21 protein-coding genes and 1 tRNA gene are annotated in these 19,684 nt (G+C 64.5%); 10 read left to right on the top strand and 12 right to left on the bottom strand.

Annotation, left to right across the window (positions count from 1 at the left end; all coding sequences use genetic code 11):
• Positions 1 to 143: 143 nt before the first annotated feature.
• The 7 genes from rpmB (at position 144) to IWX62_RS03925 (ending at position 6,886) form a co-directional block, all read left to right on the top strand.
• Positions 144 to 380, top strand: coding sequence for a 50S ribosomal protein L28 (gene rpmB, locus IWX62_RS03955; protein WP_019481733.1), 237 nt, complete (start codon positions 144 to 146; stop codon positions 378 to 380).
• Positions 380 to 547, top strand: a complete 168-nt coding sequence (gene rpmG / locus IWX62_RS03950) for a 50S ribosomal protein L33 (protein WP_019481734.1) — start codon at positions 380 to 382, stop codon at positions 545 to 547. The genes rpmB and rpmG overlap by 1 nt, the downstream gene beginning before the upstream one ends.
• Before the next feature lie 4 nt (positions 548 to 551).
• Positions 552 to 857, top strand: coding sequence for a 30S ribosomal protein S14 (rpsN, locus tag IWX62_RS03945; protein ID WP_196840064.1), 306 nt, complete (start codon positions 552 to 554; stop codon positions 855 to 857).
• Between the two features lie 144 nt (positions 858 to 1,001).
• A complete protein-coding gene (locus IWX62_RS03940) occupies positions 1,002 to 2,138 on the top strand; it encodes an MFS transporter (protein WP_196840063.1) in 1,137 nt (378 codons plus the stop codon).
• A gap of 142 nt (positions 2,139 to 2,280) precedes the next feature.
• Positions 2,281 to 2,571: an HU family DNA-binding protein gene (locus tag IWX62_RS03935; protein ID WP_019481737.1), complete on the top strand. Its 291-nt coding sequence runs from the start codon at positions 2,281 to 2,283 to the stop codon at positions 2,569 to 2,571.
• Positions 2,572 to 2,717: 146 nt separating this feature from the next.
• Positions 2,718 to 4,877: a bifunctional copper resistance protein CopD/cytochrome c oxidase assembly protein gene (locus tag IWX62_RS03930; RefSeq protein WP_196840062.1), complete on the top strand. Its 2,160-nt coding sequence runs from the start codon at positions 2,718 to 2,720 to the stop codon at positions 4,875 to 4,877.
• Positions 4,874 to 6,886, top strand: coding sequence for an NHL domain-containing thioredoxin family protein (locus tag IWX62_RS03925; protein WP_196840061.1), 2,013 nt, complete (start codon positions 4,874 to 4,876; stop codon positions 6,884 to 6,886). The genes IWX62_RS03930 and IWX62_RS03925 overlap by 4 nt, the downstream gene beginning before the upstream one ends.
• Before the next feature lie 10 nt (positions 6,887 to 6,896).
• Here IWX62_RS03925 and IWX62_RS03920 read toward each other — a convergent pair whose 3' ends face one another.
• The 8 genes from IWX62_RS03920 to IWX62_RS16435 form a co-directional block, all read right to left on the bottom strand.
• Positions 6,897 to 7,880 carry a hypothetical protein gene (locus IWX62_RS03920; protein WP_333483198.1) on the bottom strand — a complete coding sequence of 328 codons (984 nt, stop codon included), beginning with the start codon at positions 7,878 to 7,880 and terminating at the stop codon, positions 6,897 to 6,899.
• Between the two features lie 31 nt (positions 7,881 to 7,911).
• Complete coding sequence (locus IWX62_RS03915; protein WP_196840060.1) at positions 7,912 to 9,537, bottom strand: helicase HerA-like domain-containing protein; 1,626 nt, start codon at positions 9,535 to 9,537, stop codon at positions 7,912 to 7,914.
• Positions 9,538 to 9,619: 82 nt separating this feature from the next.
• Positions 9,620 to 10,948 carry an ABC transporter ATP-binding protein gene (locus IWX62_RS03910; protein WP_196840059.1) on the bottom strand — a complete coding sequence of 443 codons (1,329 nt, stop codon included), beginning with the start codon at positions 10,946 to 10,948 and terminating at the stop codon, positions 9,620 to 9,622.
• A 52-nt stretch (positions 10,949 to 11,000) separates the two neighbouring features.
• Positions 11,001 to 11,843, bottom strand: coding sequence for a carbohydrate ABC transporter permease (locus IWX62_RS03905; RefSeq protein WP_196840058.1), 843 nt, complete (start codon positions 11,841 to 11,843; stop codon positions 11,001 to 11,003).
• Entirely contained in the window at positions 11,843 to 12,796 is a 954-nt protein-coding gene (locus tag IWX62_RS03900) for a carbohydrate ABC transporter permease (protein ID WP_196840154.1), read from the bottom strand. Before IWX62_RS03900 ends, IWX62_RS03905 begins: the two co-directional genes overlap by 1 nt.
• Positions 12,797 to 12,807: 11 nt before the next feature.
• Positions 12,808 to 14,127, bottom strand: coding sequence for an extracellular solute-binding protein (locus IWX62_RS03895; protein ID WP_442859230.1), 1,320 nt, complete (start codon positions 14,125 to 14,127; stop codon positions 12,808 to 12,810).
• A gap of 172 nt (positions 14,128 to 14,299) precedes the next feature.
• The gene (gene panD, locus IWX62_RS03890; RefSeq protein WP_196840057.1) at positions 14,300 to 14,728 is read right to left on the bottom strand and encodes an aspartate 1-decarboxylase; all 429 of its coding nucleotides are present in this window, start codon (positions 14,726 to 14,728) and stop codon (positions 14,300 to 14,302) included.
• A 249-nt stretch (positions 14,729 to 14,977) separates the two neighbouring features.
• The gene (locus IWX62_RS16435; protein WP_442859229.1) at positions 14,978 to 15,148 is read right to left on the bottom strand and encodes a hypothetical protein; all 171 of its coding nucleotides are present in this window, start codon (positions 15,146 to 15,148) and stop codon (positions 14,978 to 14,980) included.
• Between the two features lie 407 nt (positions 15,149 to 15,555).
• Between IWX62_RS16435 and IWX62_RS03880 the strand changes: the two genes are divergently transcribed.
• On the top strand, positions 15,556 to 15,894 hold the full coding sequence (locus IWX62_RS03880) for a YnfA family protein (protein WP_196840055.1): 339 nt from the start codon (positions 15,556 to 15,558) through the stop codon (positions 15,892 to 15,894).
• Between the two features lie 28 nt (positions 15,895 to 15,922).
• Here IWX62_RS03880 and IWX62_RS03875 read toward each other — a convergent pair.
• From IWX62_RS03875 to IWX62_RS03865, 3 genes are all read right to left on the bottom strand, one after another.
• Positions 15,923 to 15,996: transfer RNA gene (locus tag IWX62_RS03875), tRNA-Gly, on the bottom strand.
• A gap of 59 nt (positions 15,997 to 16,055) precedes the next feature.
• The gene (locus IWX62_RS16430; protein ID WP_442859233.1) at positions 16,056 to 16,124 is read right to left on the bottom strand and encodes a pentapeptide repeat-containing protein; all 69 of its coding nucleotides are present in this window, start codon (positions 16,122 to 16,124) and stop codon (positions 16,056 to 16,058) included.
• A gap of 14 nt (positions 16,125 to 16,138) precedes the next feature.
• Positions 16,139 to 16,465 carry a GYD domain-containing protein gene (locus tag IWX62_RS03865; RefSeq protein ID WP_196840054.1) on the bottom strand — a complete coding sequence of 109 codons (327 nt, stop codon included), beginning with the start codon at positions 16,463 to 16,465 and terminating at the stop codon, positions 16,139 to 16,141.
• A 119-nt stretch (positions 16,466 to 16,584) separates the two neighbouring features.
• Between IWX62_RS03865 and kynA the strand changes: the two genes are divergently transcribed.
• Positions 16,585 to 17,439 (top strand): tryptophan 2,3-dioxygenase, encoded by an 855-nt coding sequence (kynA, locus tag IWX62_RS03860; RefSeq protein ID WP_196840053.1) that lies wholly within the window; start codon positions 16,585 to 16,587, stop codon positions 17,437 to 17,439.
• Positions 17,440 to 17,473: 34 nt separating this feature from the next.
• A complete protein-coding gene (gene dcd, locus IWX62_RS03855; protein ID WP_196840052.1) occupies positions 17,474 to 18,049 on the top strand; it encodes a dCTP deaminase in 576 nt (191 codons plus the stop codon).
• Positions 18,050 to 18,079: 30 nt separating this feature from the next.
• Here dcd and IWX62_RS03850 read toward each other — a convergent pair whose 3' ends face one another.
• Positions 18,080 to 19,489, bottom strand: coding sequence for an MFS transporter (locus IWX62_RS03850; RefSeq protein ID WP_333483197.1), 1,410 nt, complete (start codon positions 19,487 to 19,489; stop codon positions 18,080 to 18,082).
• Positions 19,490 to 19,684 lie beyond the last annotated feature (195 nt).

The following is a 19,684-nucleotide window of genomic DNA, read 5'->3' as shown; positions in this document are numbered from 1 at the left end:
GTCGGTAGTTAGGGGCTCAGGTTGCGCGAAAACCGCTAGTCATCCCAACAGTTTTGGCTGTTGTTTGGGGCGCCCCTGATCGCGTTTCCAGCAGACAAGACTGCTGATTCTAGGTATTTTCATTTACTCTTTGGAGGATCGTCATGGCAGCTCACTGCCAAGTGACTGGAGCCGAGCCGGGCTTTGGGCACAGCATTTCCCACTCACACCGCCGCACCAAGCGCAGGTTTGACCCGAACATCCAGAAGAAGCGCTACTGGGTTCCGTCCCTGCGCCGCAACGTCACGCTGCAGGTTTCGGCCCGCGGCATCAAGACCATCGATGTGCGTGGAATTGACGCCGTCGTCGCGTCGATCCTGGCTCGGGGAGTGAAGCTCTAATGGCAAAAGATAAAGACGTACGCCCGATCATCAAGCTGAAGTCGACGGCTGGCACCGGGTACACCTACGTAACCCGTAAGAACCGTCGTAACGACCCGGACCGCATGGTCCTGATGAAGTACGATCCCAAGATCCGTAAGCACGTCGAATTCCGAGAGGAGCGCTAAACACATGGCTAAGAAGTCTAAAATTGCCCGCAACGAACAGCGCAAGGTAATTGTTGAGCGCTACGCTGAGAAGCGCCTCGAGCTGAAGAAGACCCTGGTTGACGCCAACGCGTCGGATGAGGCCCGCGAAGCTGCACGCCTGGGCCTGCAGAAGCTTCCCCGCAACGCCTCCCCAGTGCGCCTGCGTAACCGCGACCAGATCGATGGTCGCCCCCGTGGCACGCTCCAGAAGTTCGGTATCTCCCGTGTCCGCTTCCGCGACATGGCTCACCGCGGCGAGCTGCCCGGTGTAACCAAGTCCAGCTGGTAACACCCGCTGGCTGGTACTGACCAGTTTGGAAGAGGACGGCGACCCTGGGTCGCCGTCCTCTTGCGTTAAGCGCTGGCCCTGATGACCCCCACCCCGTCCTGAAGGAAAACCCCTGTGCGGTAGCAGAAATTACTCCGACCTCCCATGCTGCTGCTGTCGGTCGGCGGGTTCCTGGCGGTCGCCACCGAGGTCCTCCCGATCGGTCTGCTGCCGCTGATGGCGGCGGACCTGGGCGTGAACGAATCATCGATTGGGTTGCTGGTGTCCGCGTACGCCGCCGTGGTGGTGTTCGCCTCAATTCCCTTGAACGCGTGGACCAGTGCGCTGCCCCGCAAATCACTGCTGGTGGGGTTGCTGGCCGGCTATGGTGCCAGCAACATTGTGCTGTGCCTCGCCCAGGACTACCCGACAGCCCTGACCGGGCGGATCCTGGCCGGTGCCTGCCACGCCTTGTTCTTCGCCGTGGTCTTCGGATACGCGAGCCGTTTGGCGCCGCGGGGCAGGCTGGGTGCCGCGATGGCGCTGGTCAACGCGGGCAACGCCGTCGCGATCGCGGTCGGGGTGCCATTGAGCACCTGGCTCGGGGCGACGGTGGGTTGGCGCTGGTCGTTCGGCTGCGCGGCGATCATCGCGCTGATCCTGTCGGTGGGCGCCTCCGTCGTGATGCCGGCGATTGGTGGTTCAGCGGTATCGGGCGGAACCCAACTGCGTGAGGCGCTGGCCGAACCGGCGTTGCGGCGGGTGATTCTCGCCGTCGTCGTGATGATGACCGCCCAGTTTGCGCTGTATACGTTCATCACACCGGTGCTGCTGCAATCGGGGTTCACGGCCGGCAATGTGGGATTCGCGCTGCTCGCCTACGGGGGAGCCGGGATCCTGGGGCTGGCATTGTGCAGCCGGTTCACCGATTCGGCGTTGCGTCCGGCCCTGCTGGTGTCACTGCTGGCGATGAGTGTGTCCTTCCTGGGGATCGCGTTGCTGGGCGGGGCGCCCGGCTGGACGCTGGCGGTGGTGATCCTGTGGGGCCTGCTGTACGGGCCGGTACCCGCCTATGTGCAGACCGCCGCGATGAGCGCCTTCCGGGACCACCCGGATACGGTGGCTGCGGTCCACAACTCGACGTTCAACCTGGGGATCAGCGCCGGGGCGCTGGTGGGTGCGGAGCTGCTGCTGGTGACCGAACCGTCGGGGATAGGCTACGCGGCCGCGGCGCTGGCCCTGATCGCGCTGGCGGTGGTCTATATGGGTGCCAGGCAGGGGTTTCCCCGAGCGAGCGCCTGAAATAGTGCCCTTTGGCACCCAAAAACCCCCAGAATTGGCGTAAACGACCGGGGTTTGGTGCTCAAGCTGGTAAGTTTTCGCACAGAGGCTTTCAGAACCGTGAAGGCTTTACAAATAACGGACAAGTCCAGGAGGACGTAAATTGGCTACGAAAGAAACCAAGAACCGCAGCGAACTGGTAGCAGAAGTTGCAGCGAAGGCTGATACCAGCCAGACCGCCGTTAACGGCGTTCTTGACGCACTGTTCGATGTACTGGCAACCTCAGCTGCCAACAACGTCAAGGTCACCATCCCCGGGTGGCTCGCTGTCGAGCGCACCGAGCGTGCAGCCCGCACCGGCCGCAACCCTCAGACCGGCGAGACCATCCAGATTGCAGCAGGCAGCAGCGTCAAGCTGACCGCCGGCTCCAAGCTGAAGGCTGCTGTCAAGTAGTCAGCCACCCGGTCCGCTAAGGACTCTAGGCCGCCACCCTTTCCGGTGGCGGCCTTTCCTTTTAAGGTGACCCGCCGTGGGGGAAAGAGCAAGGACCGGCGACGCCGAATTGTTACCGCTTCTACAGAGGGTAGACAATAGGAAGCGTGGCTACAACAACTAAGGTGCCCCGGCAGACCGACCGCCCGGGCACGCAGACCCCCGGGGTGAAGGTTGGCTGGCTCATCGCAGGCGGAGCCGCCGTCGTGATGGCCCTGATCCTCGCCCTGCTGTTCACCGGTGCTGCTGGCCCACGCCAGCTCGGCGACCCGGGAGCGCTGACCCGCTGGGGTCTGCCCGTCGCCAAGGCCCTCAACAACGTCTCGGCCGCGGCGGTGATCGGGTCGCTGGTCTTCGCGGTGATGATCCTCCCGCGCCGGGTTGCCGGCGCCCGCCGCCACTCCAGTGAGACTGAGGCCCCCGGCGAGGAGCATCCGGCGTTCAGTGCGGTGATGACCCTCGCCTCGGTTGCTGCGGTGTCCTGGACCCTCGCCGCCGTCGGGGTGCTGCTGTTCACCTACTCCGACGCCGCGGGCCTGCCCCTGAGTAGCGATCCGGGCTACACGGAGGGCCTGGCCTCCTACCTGACCGACTTCGACACCGGCCGTGCCTGGTTGTCCACCGTGATGATCGCCGCCGTCGTCGCCACCATGACCTTCGGCGCGCGGTCCAGCGGCTGGCTGGCACTGACCGGCGTCCTGTCCCTCCTCGGACTGATGCCGATGGCCCTGATCGGCCACTCGGCCAGCGGCGACGACCACTACGCGGCCATCAACTCCATTGCCCTGCACCTGGTGGGCGTCTGCCTGTGGATCGGCGGCATCATTGTCCTCGCGGTCATCAGCGGGCGGCTCGGGTCACTGACCACCAGCGTGCTGCGCCGGTTCTCGGCACTCGCCGGGTTCGCTTTTGTCCTGGTGGTGCTCTCTGGAGTCATCAACGCCAGCCTGCGGATCAACGATCTGGGTCAGCTCGGCTCGGAGTGGGGACTATTGGTGACCTTCAAAACCGTCGCCACCCTGCTGCTGGGCGGGATCGGCCTGATGCACCGGCAGTGGATCATCCCCCAGCTCGGCGACGGCAGCGGTTCGCTCACCGGCGGCCAGTTCTCCGCCCGGAGGGTCCTGTGGCAGCTGATCGCCGTGGAACTGCTCATCATGGGCGCTGTCTCCGGCGTCGCCGTCGCGCTGGGACGCACCGCGCCCCCGGTCAGCGACGAGATCGCCCCCGACGCCTCACCGGCGCGCATCCTCTCCGGCTATGACCTGCCGCCCGAGCTGACCCCCGAACGATGGTTCACCGAATGGCGCTTCGACTGGCTCTGGGTGGCCTTCGTGGCGGTGGTCGGCATCGCCTACCTGCGCGGCGTCATCAAGGTCCGCAAGCGCGGCGACCAGTGGTCGCTCCTGCGCCTCGCGAGCTGGCTGGTGGGGTTGGCGCTGCTGACCTACATCACCTCCGGCGCCCCAGCCGTCTACGGCATGGTGCTGTTCAGCACCCACATGGTGGGCCACATGGCCCTGACCATGGTGGTCCCGCTGTTCCTGGTCCTCGGCGCGCCGATCACCCTGGCGTTGAAGGCCCTCACCCCACGCGGGGACGGCTCCCGGGGCCTCCGCGAATGGATCCTCGTGCTGGTGCATTCGCGCTTCTCGGCGCTCGTCACCCACCCCCTGTTCGCTGCAGCCAACTTCGCCGGCTCGATTGTGATCTTCTACTACTCTCCGCTGTTCGGGTTCGCGATGCGGGAGCACGTGGGCCACGAGCTCATGTATGTGCACTTCCTGATCACCGGTTACATCTTTGTGTTGTCCATGCTGGGCTCCGATCCGGTACCGCGCCGGGCCCCGTACCCACTCCGGATCCTGCTTCTGTTCGCCACGATGGCCTTCCACGCCTTCTTCGGCGTCGCGCTGATGGGGTCGACGTCCCTGCTCCAGGCGTCCTGGTTCGGCAACATGGGCCGCGACTGGGGGCCCTCAGCGCTGGAGGACCAGCAGCTCGGTGGCGCCCTCACCTGGGGGATCGGCGAAATCCCCACCCTGCTGGTGGCGATCGGCGTCGCGATCATGTGGTCGCGCGACGACGCCCGGGAGTCCAAACGGACCGACCGCGCAGCGGACAGGAATAACGACGCCGATCTCACTGCTTACAACAACATGTTCGCGTCGCTGGCGGAACGCGACAACCGCCGCGGGCCCGGCACGCCCGGCCCCGGCAAGCCGGCACCAACCAACAAGCCTGACCGACCAGGAGAGCGTGAATGACTGAAACATCGATGACTTCGATCCGCACCGACTACCGGGTCCGTGCCTCCGAACTGGTGGGCCGCAATTGGCTCAACACCGGAGGGCGTCAGCTCACCCTCGAGGACCTGCGCGGGAAGATCGTCATCCTCGATTTCTGGACCTTCTGCTGCATCAACTGCCTGCACGTCCTGGACGAGCTGCGTCCGCTGGAACAGAAGTTCAGCGACGTCGTCGTCACGGTGGGTGTCCACTCGCCCAAGTTCGAACACGAAGCGGACCCGGACGCCCTGGCCGCCGCCGTGGAACGCTACGACATCCAGCACCCGGTACTGGACGACCCCGAGCTGACCACCTGGCAGGCGTACACCGCCCGTGCCTGGCCCACCCTGGTGGTCGTGGACCCCGAGGGTTACATCGTGGCCCACCTGTCCGGGGAGGGCCACGCTGCCGGTCTCGAATCGCTGGTCCAGGAACTCGTCGAGGAGCACACCGCCAAGGGCACCCTGCACCGTGGCGACGGGCCGTATGTGCCCGCCGAAAGCACCGCCGGTGACCTTCGGTTCCCCGGCAAGGCCGTTTCCCTGGACAACGGGTCCCTCCTCATCGGCGACACCGGCCACCACCGGCTGGTGGAGCTCGACGCCGATCTGGTCACCGTCCGCCGCACCATCGGCTCGGGGGAGAAGGGCTTCGCCGACGGCGCCGCCGCCGTAGCCCAGTTCAACGAACCGCAGGGCCTCGCGGTCCTCCCGTCCCACATTGCACGGGAGGTGGGGTACGACGTCGTCGTCGCCGACTCGGTCAACCACCGGCTCCGCGGCGTCACCCTGGCCGATGGCACGGTCAGCACCATCGCGGGCAATGGTATCCAGCGTCTGCTGGACGCTGGGAACCACGTGAAGGCCCGCCCGGCCGAGCTGCAGGAGAACGCTGACGGGGACGGGTACGACGTCGGGACCCCCGAGGATGCGACCCCGCGCCTCACTGACACTCATCTGGGCACCCGGCCGCTGGAGGTCTCGCTGTCCTCGCCATGGGACGTCCTCTGGTCCACGGTGCTCGAACGGGTGATCATCGCCATGGCAGGCACCCACCAGCTGTTCACCTTTGACCCCCGCTCCGGCGCCGTCGACATCCTCGCCGGTACCGGGCTGGAGGGATTGCTCGACGGCGACGCCGCCGAAGCCTGGTTCGCCCAGTCCTCGGGGCTGGCCGAAGACGCCAGCGGCAACATCTGGGTTGCCGATTCGGAGACCTCGGCAATCCGGACCCTGTCCTTCCCCAAGGTGAACGGCCACCAGCGGATCCAGGTGCGGACTGTTGTCGGCACCGGACTCTTCGACTTCGGGTTCCGCGACGGCCCGGCCGACCAGGCCCGGCTTCAGCATCCTCTGGGTATCACCGCTCTCCCCGACGGGTCGGTAGCGATCGCCGACACCTACAACGGGGCGGTCCGCCGCTTCGATCCTGCCACCGGGCAGGTATCGACGCTGGCTCGTGGCCTCTCAGAGCCCTGCGACGTCCTGCTGGACCTCACCCCCACTGGGACCGGCAGCGAACCGCTCCTGATCGTCGTGGAAGCCAACCGGCATCAGCTGGTCCGGGTGCCCATCCCCAAGGAGGCGCTCGCCGTCGACGAAGGCGCCTCCCAGACGCAACGGCCGCAGACCGCCGTCGTGCCCGGGGTGCACGCCCTGACCATCAGGTTCTCGGCACCGAAGGGCCAGAAACTCGACGACCGGTGGGGTGATCCCACGCAGCTGAAGATTTCGTCGTCGCCGGAGGAGCTGCTGGTGTCCGGCGGAGGGACGTCGGTGGGGCTGACCCGGGAGCTGGTGCTGTCCGACGCCGTCAGTGAGGGGGTCCTGCACATCACCGCGCGCGCTGCGGCGTGCGACGGCGAGCCAGGCGGCGAGATCCCCGATCACGCGGCCTGCCACCTGTACCAGCAGGACTGGGGCATCCCGGTGCGGCTGAGCGCCGACGGCGAAACCGAACTGACCCTGGACCTGCGCGGCCTGGACTAGTCCTGGCCCGCTAGTACTGGACCACCGGGGTGACGGTGATGGCGTCGTCGCTCACCGACAGTCGCGCGGTGAAGCCAAACTCCCGGGGGACCGTGACCGCTTCGATGGTGCCGGTGAACAGGTCCTGCAGTGAGGTGGACAGCTCGGCGGTACCCGAGAGGGGCGCCATCACCCAGTTGCCGTTGAACGGTTCGATGACGACGGTCGGGTACTCGGTGATGGCCCACCGGATGTCACCGGCCACCCGGTTCTCGGTCTGGAAATTGAACGGGCAATTGGCCGGCTGAAACACGGTCTGCGCCGCGCACTCGTCAAGGAAGCGCCTGACCTGACCATCGACGGTCTCCACCAGCGCATCGGTCGCTTCGGTGGCCAGCGCAATCCGCTTGCCGCCGGCCGTCCGGTCGGTGACGGCCACCGTCTGGGCCGCCGCGGCGAAGTACTCGCTGGTGTAGTGCGCTTCGAAATCGCCGGGATAGAACACAGCGAACTGGTTCCTGCCCTCCGGCATACCGACTCGGGTGCCGTTGAGCGTCGCCTCCATCTGGTTGATCACCGAGAGCTCAAGCGTGGGCAGCACCGAGGGCACAAACTCCCAGGTGTTGAAGAACAACCACTCAGTGCCGGTGCGTTCCAGCGGGAACGTGGAGGTGTGCTCGGTGCCGCGGACTGTGTAGGTGATCGCGATGTCCACCCGCCCGTCACCGACCTCAACGGGTTCTCCCACCGTGACGTTCTCAACGGCAGCCATGGACTGTTGCAGGGGAGCGCCGTCGAGCATCGCCGCGTTGGCTGCGGGCACCGAGCCGTTGAGCAGGCCCAGGGCACGTTCGCCGTCGCCGTCGGAGAGGGCTTCGAGGTAGTCGTGGACCTGTTCCTCGGGGCCGAAAATATGTGCGTTGACCAGCACCACGGTGGTGATGGCACCGGCAACCACGACCATGAGCCCCAGCAGCCAGGCTGCGAGGACTTTGATCACCGAGGACGTTTGCACGTTATTACGTTACCTGTTGAGCGGTTGAGGTTTACCAACGACGACGGCTGCGCCTTCGCTGGGTGCCGAACAATCCGCGGGCGATTTCGGCCCCGATGGTCCCTGCGGCCTTGACCGCGATGTCCATCAGGTCATCCGCCTGGTCCCGCTGCCCGCGCAGTTCCGGTGCCGGGCGGCTCGGTGACCGGCGGTCCGGTGTGGGGGCTGTGGTGGGCGGGGGTTGGCGCGGCGTACCCAGGATGGAGTCTTCGATCCGCTGGGCCTCGGCGTCCGGTCCTGGCGCCGCCGGCGGCTGATCAGGCGACGGGCTGGCGGTCAGTTTCTCGAAGGCCGAGTGGCTGTCGACGGCGGACCCGTAACGGGCACTCAGCGCGGAGAGGCCAACGATACGCTCGACCACTCCCGGGGCGGACGGTCCCATGGTTGATTCGGGGGAGGTCATCCGGGTCCACGCCACCGGGGTAGGTGCGCCCCGGTCGTTCATGACGGTCACCACCGCCTCCCCCGTCCCTGCGGAGGTGAGTACCTTCGACAGATCGTAGCTGCTGGTGGGAAATGTTGACACGGTGGCTTTGAGTGCTTTCGCGTCGTCCGGGGTGAAGGCCCGCAGCGCATGCTGGACCCGGTTGGCCAGCTGCCCCAGCACCTCGGCGGGAACATCCTTGGGAGTCTGGGTGACAAAGAAGATGCCGATTCCCTTTGACCGGATGAGACGCACCGTCGTCTGAATGGACTGGAGGAACTCTTTGGAGGCGCCGGTGAAGAGCAGATGCGCTTCGTCGAGGAAAAAGACCAGCTTCGGCTTCTCCTGATCGCCCACCTCGGGCAGGTCAGAGAACAGGTCTGCGACCAGCCACATCAGAAACGTGGAGAACAGCTGGGGTGTCTGCAGCAGGGTGGGCAGTTCCAGGCAGCTGATCATCCCCCGGCCGTCGTCCGCCAGGCGCAGCAGATCGGCGGTGTCGAACTCGGGTTCGCCAAAGAACACGTCCATGCCCTGGGCCTGGAGGGTGATCAGCTCCCGCAGGATGACCCCGGCGGTCGCCTTGGACAGCCCACCGAGATCCTTGAGGGCGGGTTTGCCCTCATCGGAGGTCAGGAAGGAGATGACTGCCCGCAGATCGGCGAGGTTGAACAGTTCCAGGCCGGACTGGTCCGCGTAGTGGAAGACCAGGGTCAGACTGGACGCCTGGGTCTCGTTCAGGTCCATCACCCGGGAGAGCAGCAGCGGGCCGAACGCCGAGATGGTGGCACGCACCGGGATGCCCACCCCGTGGCCGCCCAGGGAAAAGTATTCAACGGGGAAACTTTTGGCCGCCCATTGCTGTCCCACACTCTGGGTGCGGGACAGCAATTTCTCGGTGCCGGTGCCCGGGGTGGAGAGCCCGGTCAGGTCGCCCTTGATGTCAGCCAGGAACACCGGGACACCCTGCGCGGACAGCTGCTCAGCCATCACCTGCAGCGTGATGGTCTTGCCGGTGCCGGTGGCGCCGGCCACCAGACCATGGCGGTTCATCATTGCCAGCGGCAGCCGGACCGGCGCCTCGGGATGAACCTCACCGTCGACCAGCGCAGCACCGAGGTGAACCGATGGTCCGGCGAAGGTATAGCCTGCCATGATCTCGGCAACCTGCGCCGAACCGTCAGCGGCTGTCATGGTTCACCGACCGCATAGCGTGATGTCCCCTTGGCATGATGCCTCCAACAACGCAGGTCACAGGTCACCGTTGAGCGGCGGGTCAGCTGGCGGCCGCGTGCTTGCCGCCACCATTCTGACCGGTGTCGTTGGAGCCGTTGCCCTGCTGGTTGCCGTGGCCGTTGACGCGGTCCGCTTCCTGTGCGGTCGCGATCTCCTCGGCGCGCTCCTCGCCCGCTTCAGCGGTCAGCGCTGCGCCAGCCTCGGCGTCGCGGGTCAGGTTCTCCCCGGACTCGGGATCGAACAGGTGCAGCTTGCGGGTGTCGAGCCAGATTTCGGCTTCCCGGCCGCCACGGATCCGGCTGGCGGCGTCGAGGGTGACGACGATCTGCGGCCGGAGTTCGTCGGCGTCCATCTCGCGGGCCAGGTTGTTCAGCAGCTCGCGCATTTCGGGGTCCGGGTTGAAGTTGATGTAACCGTACTGTTCGTTGCCGAGCCATTCGGTGTGGGTGAGGGTGGCGGTGAAGATCGAGCCGTGGGGCAGCTTTGACTCCTCGACCAGTTTCGCGTCTTCGAAGAACTCCGGCCGCACGCCCACCAGGACCACCTTCTTGCCTTCGACCTTCGCCAGCTTGTCGGCGGGGACGTCGAGCTCACCGAGGACGGTTTGCAGTTTGCCGTTCTCGATGGTCGCGGGGATGAAGTTCATCGACGGGGAGCCGATGAAGCCGGCCACGAAGAGGTTCCGGGGCTGTTCGTAGAGCTCCCGCGGGGAGGCGATCTGCTGCAGTTCGCCCATTTTCAGCACGGCCACCCGGTCGCCCAGGGTCATGGCTTCGGTCTGGTCGTGGGTGACGTACACGCTGGTCACTCCGAGCCGGCGCTGCATCTGGGAGATTTCCGACCGCATCTGGCCGCGTAGCTTCGCATCCAGGTTGGACAGCGGCTCGTCGAAGAGGAACGCGTCGGCCTGGCGCACGATGGCCCGCCCCATAGCGACGCGCTGGCGCTGGCCACCGGAGAGGTTCGCCGGCTTCCGCTGCAGGTGGTCGGTCAGTTCAAGGGTGGCCGCCGCTTCGGTGACCAGCTTGTTCACCTGTTCCTCGCTGTGCTTGCCTTTCGCGAGGCGCAAGGGGAAGGCGATGTTCTCGTACACCGTCAGGTGTGGATAGAGCGCGTAGTTCTGGAACACCATGGCCAGGTTACGGTCGCGGGGCGCTTTGTCGTTGACGCGCTTGCCATCGATCAGGAGTTCGCCGTCGGTGATGTCCTCCAGCCCCACGATCATGCGGAGGAGAGTTGACTTGCCACAGCCGGACGGTCCCACCAGGATGATGAATTCGCCGTCAGCAATATCGATGCTGATGTCATTGACGGCGGGAAATCCGTCGCCATATTTCTTGACCAGGTTGTTGAGGGTAATTGAAGCCATTTTCTGGTGATCCTTTTCTATGTAACTGGCGCAAGCGGCGGGGACTGAGCTGTTAGCCCTTGACGGCGCCGGAGGTCAGGCCTGAAACGATTTGGCGTTGGAACAGCAGCACCAACAGAACGATCGGGATGGTGACGATGATCGCCGCGGCTGAGATGGCGCCGGTGGGTGACTCGAACTGCGACGCGCCGGTGAAGAACGCGAGCGCTGCGGGCACCGGCCGCGCTGCTTCGGTGGATGTCAGCGAAATGCCGTAGACGAAGTCGTTCCATGCGATGAAGAACGCGATAATTGCCGTCGTGAATACCCCCGGTGCTGCCAACGGGACGATGGCTTTGCGGAAGGCCTGCCAGGTGGTCGCACCGTCCACCTGCGCCGCCTGCTCCAGTTCCCACGGGATCTGGCGGAAAAATGCCGCCAGTGTCCAGATGGAGATCGGCAGGGTCAGGGACAGGTAGGGGATGATCAGGCCCAGCCAGGTGTCATACAGCCCGATGTTGCGCCACAGGTTGAACAGGGGGGTGACGATCGAGATCACCGGGAAGATGGAGACCGCCAGGGCGGTGGTCAGGACCAGCTTCTTGCCGGGGAAGTCCAGCCGGGCAATCGCGTAGGCGCACAGGGTGGCCAAAATGACCGCGATGGCCGTGGCGATGAGCGAGATACCGATGGAATTGCGCAGCGACGTCAGGAACAGTTCCTGCGCATCGCCGACCAGAATCTGCTCGTAGTTGGAGATGGTGGCAGCTCCCGGCGACGGCAGGAAGCTTCCATTGGTCAGATCGCTGGGGGACTTGAAGGAGGTGGCCAGAATGGAGGCCACCGGGAACAGTGCGTAAACCAGCACCAGGACCGAGATGACCGCCCACCAGATCTTTTCGCGACGGGAAGACATTATTTTTCTCCTCTCGTGCCGGCAAGATCCACTTTGAAGATCTTGATGGCAGCGAAACTGATCAAGATGACGCAGAGGAACAGCAGGACCGACACGGCCGAGCCGAGGCCGATCTCGAGGCGGCTAATCGACGTCCGGTAGGCGAGGAGCGAGAGCACTTCGGTGTTGTTCTCGCCATTGGTCATGATGAACACGTTGTCGAATATTCGGAACGCATCGAGGGCCCTGAAGAGCACGGCGACCATGATCGCCGCCTTCATGTTCGGGATGACCACCTTGCGCATCTGCTCCCACCAGGTGGCGCCGTCGACCTTGGCTGCGTCGGTCAGCTCATCGGGGACCTGCGACAGACCGGCCAGCAGAAGCAGGGAGATGAACGGGGTGGTCTTCCAGATCTCGGAAGCCATAATGACGAACAGTGAGGTGCCGGTCTGGGCGAACCAGTTGAGATCCGAATCGATGCCGGGCACCCAGTCGAACCAGGCGTTGACGTACCCGGAGTTGATATCGAAGGCGTAGAACCAGGCATAGGCCGACACCACGGTGATGATGCCGTAGGGCACCAGGATCGCTGTGCGGAGAATGCCCTTGAGTGATTTCAGGGCCTTGCTCATGACCAGGGCCAGGGCGAACCCGAGCACCAGTTCGACGGCGACGGTCACCACCGTGATGAAGACCGTCACCAGGAGGCCCTGCCACCACACCTGGTCGGAGAGGATGGTGATGTAGTTGGCGAACCAGATGAACTCCCGCTCATCAGGGGCAGTGAGCCTGAACGCGAACAGCGATTCGAAGAACGCCTGCAGGATCGGGTACAGGGTGACCAGCAGCATGACGACGAACGCTGGACCGGCGAGGTACCAGCCCATCCGCCGTTCGGCTCTGACCCGGTCGCTGTGCTGCTTCTTTGCTGACTTGCCGTTCCGTTTGTCGTCGGCGTTAGGCTTGTTGATCGTTGAGCTACTCACAGTAGCCTCTCCCCTCTGAGCACTGCGGTGATGAACTCCTGGGATTGTGCGGGGGTCCGGTCAGGGTCCACCTCATTGGGTGGTGACCATTCCTGCTGCAGTCCGGTGGAGATCTCGTTATAGAACGGTGTCTGGGGGCGGGGAGCCGCAAGTTCGAGGGAATCCCGGATGGTGGTTGCCATCGGGAAGTCCTCCTCGATCGTTGGATCGTCGTACGCCTCCGAGTTGGACGGCGGGTTGCCGTTGGTGATGAAGTACTCGGTCTGGTTCTCCGGCTTGACGATGCATTCGATCGCCTCGTAGGCCAGTTCGGGGTTGTCGCTGGCTGCTCCAACGCCCAGGTTGATCCCGCCCAGTGGTGGCGCGGTGTCCTCGCCCTCGGTGACCGCCGGGAACAGCGCCCACCCAATGTCGTCGACTACCGACTGGTCAATGGAGCCAGCCTCGACGGCACCCAGGGTGGCGGGCCAGACGAACGGGTAGTTGACCATGAAGGAACCCTCGTCACCCTGGAAGAGAGTGAGGGAGGTGTTCTCTGTGGAGGTGGGAAGCCCGGGGCCGCCGAGCCCCTCGTCGCCGATGGTGCCGATGATCCGGGCCGCTTCCTGCCCGGCGTCGGACTCGAGCCCGAGCTCCAGTTCGTCGGCCGGGGCCTCCGGGTTCTCGAGGATCTGACCGCCGGCTGATTCCACCAGGGCGTTGATCCACACGGTCATTGATTCGGCGGGGGAGCCCTGCACGCCCAGGAGCTTGTCCTGATCGGCGGCCGCGTCAATCAGCTGATCCCAGGTCACCGGCTGGGACATGTCCAGCCCCGCAGCCTCGGCCACCGACTCGCGGTACCAAAGAATCTGGGTGTTTGCCCAGAACGGCACCGTCACCAGTTCGTCTTTCCAGGTGGCGCCGGCAAGGGCGCCTTCAAGAACGTTCTCGGAGAAGACATCGACCGAGTCCTCGGGGAGGGGCGCCAGGAAGCCCGGTTCCGCAAGTTCGGGGATGAACGGCGGGTCAATGCTCATGATGTCCATTGAGGTGTCACCGGCGGCGAGCCTACGCGCCAGTTGCTCGCGCTGTGCTGCCGCGTCAGTGGGCAGGAGCGACGTCTCAATCCGGTAGGCGCCGTCGGCCTCTTCGGTGCAGCTGGCAGCAATCGCGGCCTGACCACCGGCGTCGGGATTGATGTACCAGGTGAGCGTCGTTTCGCTTTCCGCCGGACCGCAACCGGTCAGCAGCATGGTCCCCATGACCAGAGTCGCCACAGCCGCGGACTTTGGCCGGCTCCGGACTGGATCGAGTTTCCTTCGCCTTTTGGGCATTCCCACCGTGCCTCCACCTCGTTGTAGAAAGCTCGGTCGCCCTAGGTACAGCAGGCGATCCGAAGCAACCTTGTCTTTGAGACCCTATGCCCTGAGCCGGGAATTCGCCAGAATATCCGGTTTCAATCTGGGCAAGGTCAAGGGAGGAAGACAGTGCGAATGTAAGCGCTTACTAAAGCAGGGCTGAATTATTGAGGGCGTGCGGCGGTCGTTCCAGGCCTTCGACGACGCTTTCTGCGGGATCGTTGCCGAGGTCCACCATGCGGTTCTGCCCGTCGACGTGGACCACGGTGGGCAGGAAGTGCTGCGCCTCGGCGTCGGAGAGCTGCGCGTAGGTGATCAGGATGACCGTGTCGCCGCGGTGGACCAGATGGGCGGCCGGTCCGTTGATGCCCAGCACCCCGGAACCGCGCTCGCCGGCGATGGTGTAGGTCTCCAGCCGGGCACCGTTGGTGACATCTACAATGGACACCATCTCGCCGGGCAGGATGTCGGCGGCCTCGAGCAGATCAAGATCCACGGTGACGGAACCCACGTAGTGGAGATCAGCGTGGGTTACCGTGGCGCGGTGGATTTTGGACTTGAACATTGTGCGATTCATCAGCATCAAGTCTACCGCCGCCGCGGACTGCCCGGCTATGTGGTGTTGCCCACGCCCACGCCCACGCCCACACCCACACCCACACCCACGAACTTCGCCGAACAGTGAGCTCTGGTGGGTCGGAATGGCTTCAGCCCACTGTGGAGTCTCATGAGTTAATGGACAGTTCTGTCTCAGGACATCGTGGACACTCCCGGGGTGTTGGCTCGCGGCATGAGCATATTTGATCCGGATATCAAGATCCGGCACTTAGTAGCGACGTGGCCTGAGGACGCCCCACGTGGTGCTGTGACGCAGTTCTGTCGACGCCATGATGTTCTTCGCCGGCATCGGCTGCCTGTGGTTCATCACCGGGGCCAACCAGCTGGTGCGGATATCGTCCAACCTGGCCATCCGGGGGCGGGTGATGGCGTTGTACATGATGGTCCTCCTCAGCGGCCAGGCAAATGGCGGGCCCATGATCGGCTGGCTGGCCGAGAACATTGGGCCCCACCCCACGGTGCTGATCGCCGGAGGGGTGCCCCTGCTCGCGTCGGGGGTGCTCGCCGTCGTCCTGGCGCGGAAGGGTCAGTTGACGCTTCGGTTCCGCTATACGAACACGCCGCGACAACGACTGCGGCTGCTGGCGATTGTCCCCAAATCACCGGACGCGCGAAGCCGCGCAGCCGTCTACACCAGGTACCGGCATTCCGGCCCGCCTTGGCCGGGGCATTGGTGCAGTTGTGGCGGGTCCGGGAGGCCGCCACCCACCACAACTGCACGAATGATTGGGGCCACCCGCCACAGCTGCACAAAAGCCAGTACCGACGTCGGGCGGATAATGCAGTATGACTATTGCCCTCGTTGTGGTGCTCTTCCTGTTCGCTGCCGTTGCGGAGATCGGCGGGGCCTGGCTGGTATGGCAGAGCATCAGAGAGGGTAGGCCTTGGTGGTGGGCAGGGCTGGGTGTCATGGCGCTCGCTGCTTACGGATTCATTGCTACCCTGCAACCGGATGCGAACTTCGGCCGCATCCTCGCCGCGTATGGCGGGGTTTTCGTCGCGGGATCACTGGCCTGGGGCATGGCCTTCGACGGATTCCGGCCCGATCGCTGGGACATCGCAGGATCGGCGTTATGCCTGGTGGGGGTCGCAGTGATGATGTTCGCGCCGCGGCCGGTGGCCTGAAACAACGCAGCGAGGGAACCGGGAAAAGTGGAGCGGGCGACGGGAATCGAACCCGCGTATCGAGCTTGGGAAGCTAGCGCTCTACCATTGAGCTACGCCCGCCTGAAGACCAGCCACAAGAGCGGCGTGTATCTCGGCAAAACAACGAGATTCAGCCTACCTCACCCGTGCGCTCCCGAAAACACCGCTCCCGAAAACACCGCTCCCGAAAACACCGCTCCCGAAAACACCGACTCCGGGAGAGTCAGGCGCCTGGCGGACGGTATTTCACCTGTCCTGCGACCCGCAGGGCATCAAGGGTCTCCTCCACGCTCATGAGAACAGTGGTTTCGTGAGCGCTCAGAGCACCGCCCTGGGTGATGGCCAGGACCACCGCAGCCATCGACACGTTGTCGGGCGCCTCCCAGAGGGTGTACCCATCGTGGGTGCCGAATGCATACCAGAAACCGTGCAGCGTCCCGCCGACCGATTCGATGTAGGTCCGAGCCGCCGCTCCCCGGTCCTCGGGGTTGGCGATGAGCCGGCCCCACGTCTCAGGGGTATAGCTGAACTTCGATAGATAGAGTGGCATTGCCTTCCCTTTCCTCGGGCGCCGGGCAGGCCGGCTAGGTCCAGTTTAGAATCCGCCAGTATTAAAGGACCCGCGGATCGGCAGGAAATCGCGGCACCGAAGGTGGGTACCCTAAGACGATGAGCGTCGAGAAGAACACCCGGGACCTTGAAGCGGGCATCGAAAAGGATTTCACCGCCAAAATGAGCTACGGCTCATACCTGTCGCTGGACGAGCTGCTCTCAGCCCAGCACCCGGTCAGCCGCCCTGAGCACCACGACGAGATGCTGTTCATCATCCAGCACCAGACCTCGGAGCTGTGGCTGAAGCTCGTCCTCCACGAGCTCCGCGCGGTCCGCAACAAACTGCAGGTCGATGACCTGCGGTCCGCGATGAAGGGGATTGCGCGGATCAAGCACATCCAGCGCTCCCTGACCGAGCAGTGGTCCGTCCTGGCCACCCTCACCCCCTCCGAGTATGCCGAGTTCCGCGGGGACCTCGGTGCCGCCAGCGGCTTCCAGTCCTACCAGTACCGCGCCGTCGAGTTCCTGCTCGGCAACAAGAACGCCGGGATGCTTGAGGTTTTCGCGAATGACCCCGAGGCGCGGGAGCTGCTCGCTACCCTGCTGGATCAGACGAGTATCTACGACGAGTTCATCAGGTTCCTCTCCCGCCGTGGACACGACATCCCCGCTGAACTGTTGGATCGCGACCTCCGCACCGCCCACGTTTTCAACCCGGAACTGGTCCAGGTGTACAAGGCGGTGTACGAGAACGCCGAGGACAACTGGGACCTTTACGAGGCCTGCGAGGAACTGGTGGATCTCGAAGACAATTTCCAGCTCTGGCGGTTCCGGCACCTGAAAACCGTCGAGCGCACCATCGGATTCAAGCGCGGCACCGGGGGGTCCTCAGGTGTAGGTTTTCTGCAGAAGGCACTCGAACTCACCTTCTTCCCCGAGCTCTACGCGGTACGCACCGAGATTGGCCGATAACCACTAACGCAGGTGACTGCGGTATTTTTGAACCGTGCTGATCTCCGACCGCGACATCCGAACCGAAATTGACCACCAGCGAATCGTGCTGGATCCCTACGATGAGGCGATGGTCCAGCCCTCCAGCGTGGACGTTCGGATAGACCGCTACTTCAGGTTGTTCGACAATCACAAGTACGCCCACATCGACCCGGCCGAGGACCAGCCTGACCTGACCCGGCTGGTGGAGGTTGCCCCGGATGAGCCATTCATCCTGCACCCGGGCGAGTTCGTTCTCGGGTCGACCTACGAGACGGTGACCCTGCCCGACGACATCGCCGCCCGGCTGGAAGGCAAGTCCTCCCTTGGCCGGCTCGGTCTGCTGACGCACTCAACGGCCGGCTTCATCGATCCAGGCTTCTCCGGCCACGTCACCCTTGAGCTCTCCAACATGGCCACCCTGCCCATCAAGCTGTGGCCGGGTTCGAAAATTGGCCAGCTCTGCTTCTTCAGGCTCACCTCGCCGTCGGAACACCCTTACGGATCCGGCCCCTACGGCAACCGGTACCAGGGCCAGCGCGGCCCGACGGCGTCGCGTAGCCACCAGAATTTCCACCGCACCGCCATCTGACTGTCCGCCCGCTAGCTCACGGTCCGACAGCTAGTGGGACGGCACGACGGCGATAGCAACCCGGGCGGGCGGCTTCACTGGGAGCAGCACCAGCAAGCCGGCCAGTAGGACCACCAGAATGCCGATAATCCCGTACCGTTGTTCACCGAAAATGGTGATCGACGTCGCAAACAGGGCAGGGGCCAGGAAGCTGACCGCCCGACCGGTTGTCGCGTAAAGGCCAAACAGTTCGCCCTCCTCCCCGGCCGGTGCGAGCCGGGCCAGGTAGGCCCGGGATGAGGCCTGGGCCGGACCGACGAAGAGGGTGAGCATCAGCCCGAACACCCAGAATGTCACGTCACCGGTCCAGGTGTAACCGAAGACATCATGGGTGTCGGGGCCAAGGATCAGCACGGCCGAGCCGGCGATCAGCAGGCCGATCAACGAGATGATGATGACCCGTTTGGGCCCCACCCGATCGTCGAGGAAACCCCCGATGATCGCCCCCACAGCGGCGATCAGGTTGCCGGCGATCGCGAAGACGATTACCTCGCTCAGGGTGAACCCGAAGGTGCCCGCCGCGATGATGCCGCCGAAGGTGAAGACTGCAGCAAGGCCGTCCCGGAAAATTGCGCTGGCCAGCAAGAAGAAAATGGTGTGGGGGCTGGTGCGGTAGATGGCCTTCACCCGCCGAAACAGCAAGCCGTAGGACGCGAGGAAACCCAGCTGGGCTGCCTTTTCCTTCCGGGGCACCTCCGGAACAGCGAGCATCACTGGCAGTGCAAACGCGAGGAACCAGAGGGCCGAGAACACTGCCACCAGCCGGATGTTCAGACTGTCGGCCGTGTCTGAACCGAACCAGGTGAAGATCGGTTCGACGAAGGCCACCAGCACCAGCACCAGGGCGACGATGCCGCCGACGTAGCCCATCGCCCATCCGAATCCGCTGATCCGGCCGATGGTGCCCGGGGTGGAGATCTGGGTCAGCATTGCGTTGTAGTTGACGCCGGCGAACTCGAAGAAGACGTTGGCCAGTGCGATTAGCGCAACGCCCAGAAGCAGAAACTCGGGCTGGGGGTAGACGAAGAAGCAGAGGCCTGTCAGCAGGGCGACGACCAGGCTGTTGACCCCGAGCCAAAGCTTGCGGCGGCCACCGTTGTCCGACCGCTGCCCGGTCACGGGTGCCAGCAAGGCAATCAGCACGCCAGCAGTGGCGAGCCCCCACCCCAACACGACGGAGGCCCTGTCCTCGCCGCCAAACGCATCGCTGGTGAGGTACACGGTGAAGACGAAGGTTGTCATGACCGCGTTGAAGGCGGCCGATCCCCAGTCCCATGAAGCCCAGGCGAGAACCGGCCGCGAGAGCAACCGGCCGGCACCGGCCGGGGCGCCGGGTGAGGGACCCTCCGGCTGCGCGGGGAGGGATGGGGATGGCACCGGCTGGGGGGAATCCACGCTCATACGGTGAATGCTATCCCGGCGGTCCCGCAAAAGAGGTGACCCACGTCTCGTCAACCACCTAACACCCGGGGACCGGCAGGTATTCCGCCCATCCCCGTACAACCGCCAACGGCGTAACGCGGCCAACCGGCCTGTATTCCGCGGGTAGAATAGATCGAAGCCCCTGACCGTCCGTGCTGGCAACAGCTGACCGTC

This window comes from Arthrobacter sp. CAN_A1, from assembly GCF_015751665.1.
Classification (GTDB): Bacteria; Actinomycetota; Actinomycetes; order Actinomycetales; family Micrococcaceae; genus Arthrobacter_D.
This window is presented reverse-complemented; position numbering and strand designations above follow the sequence as displayed.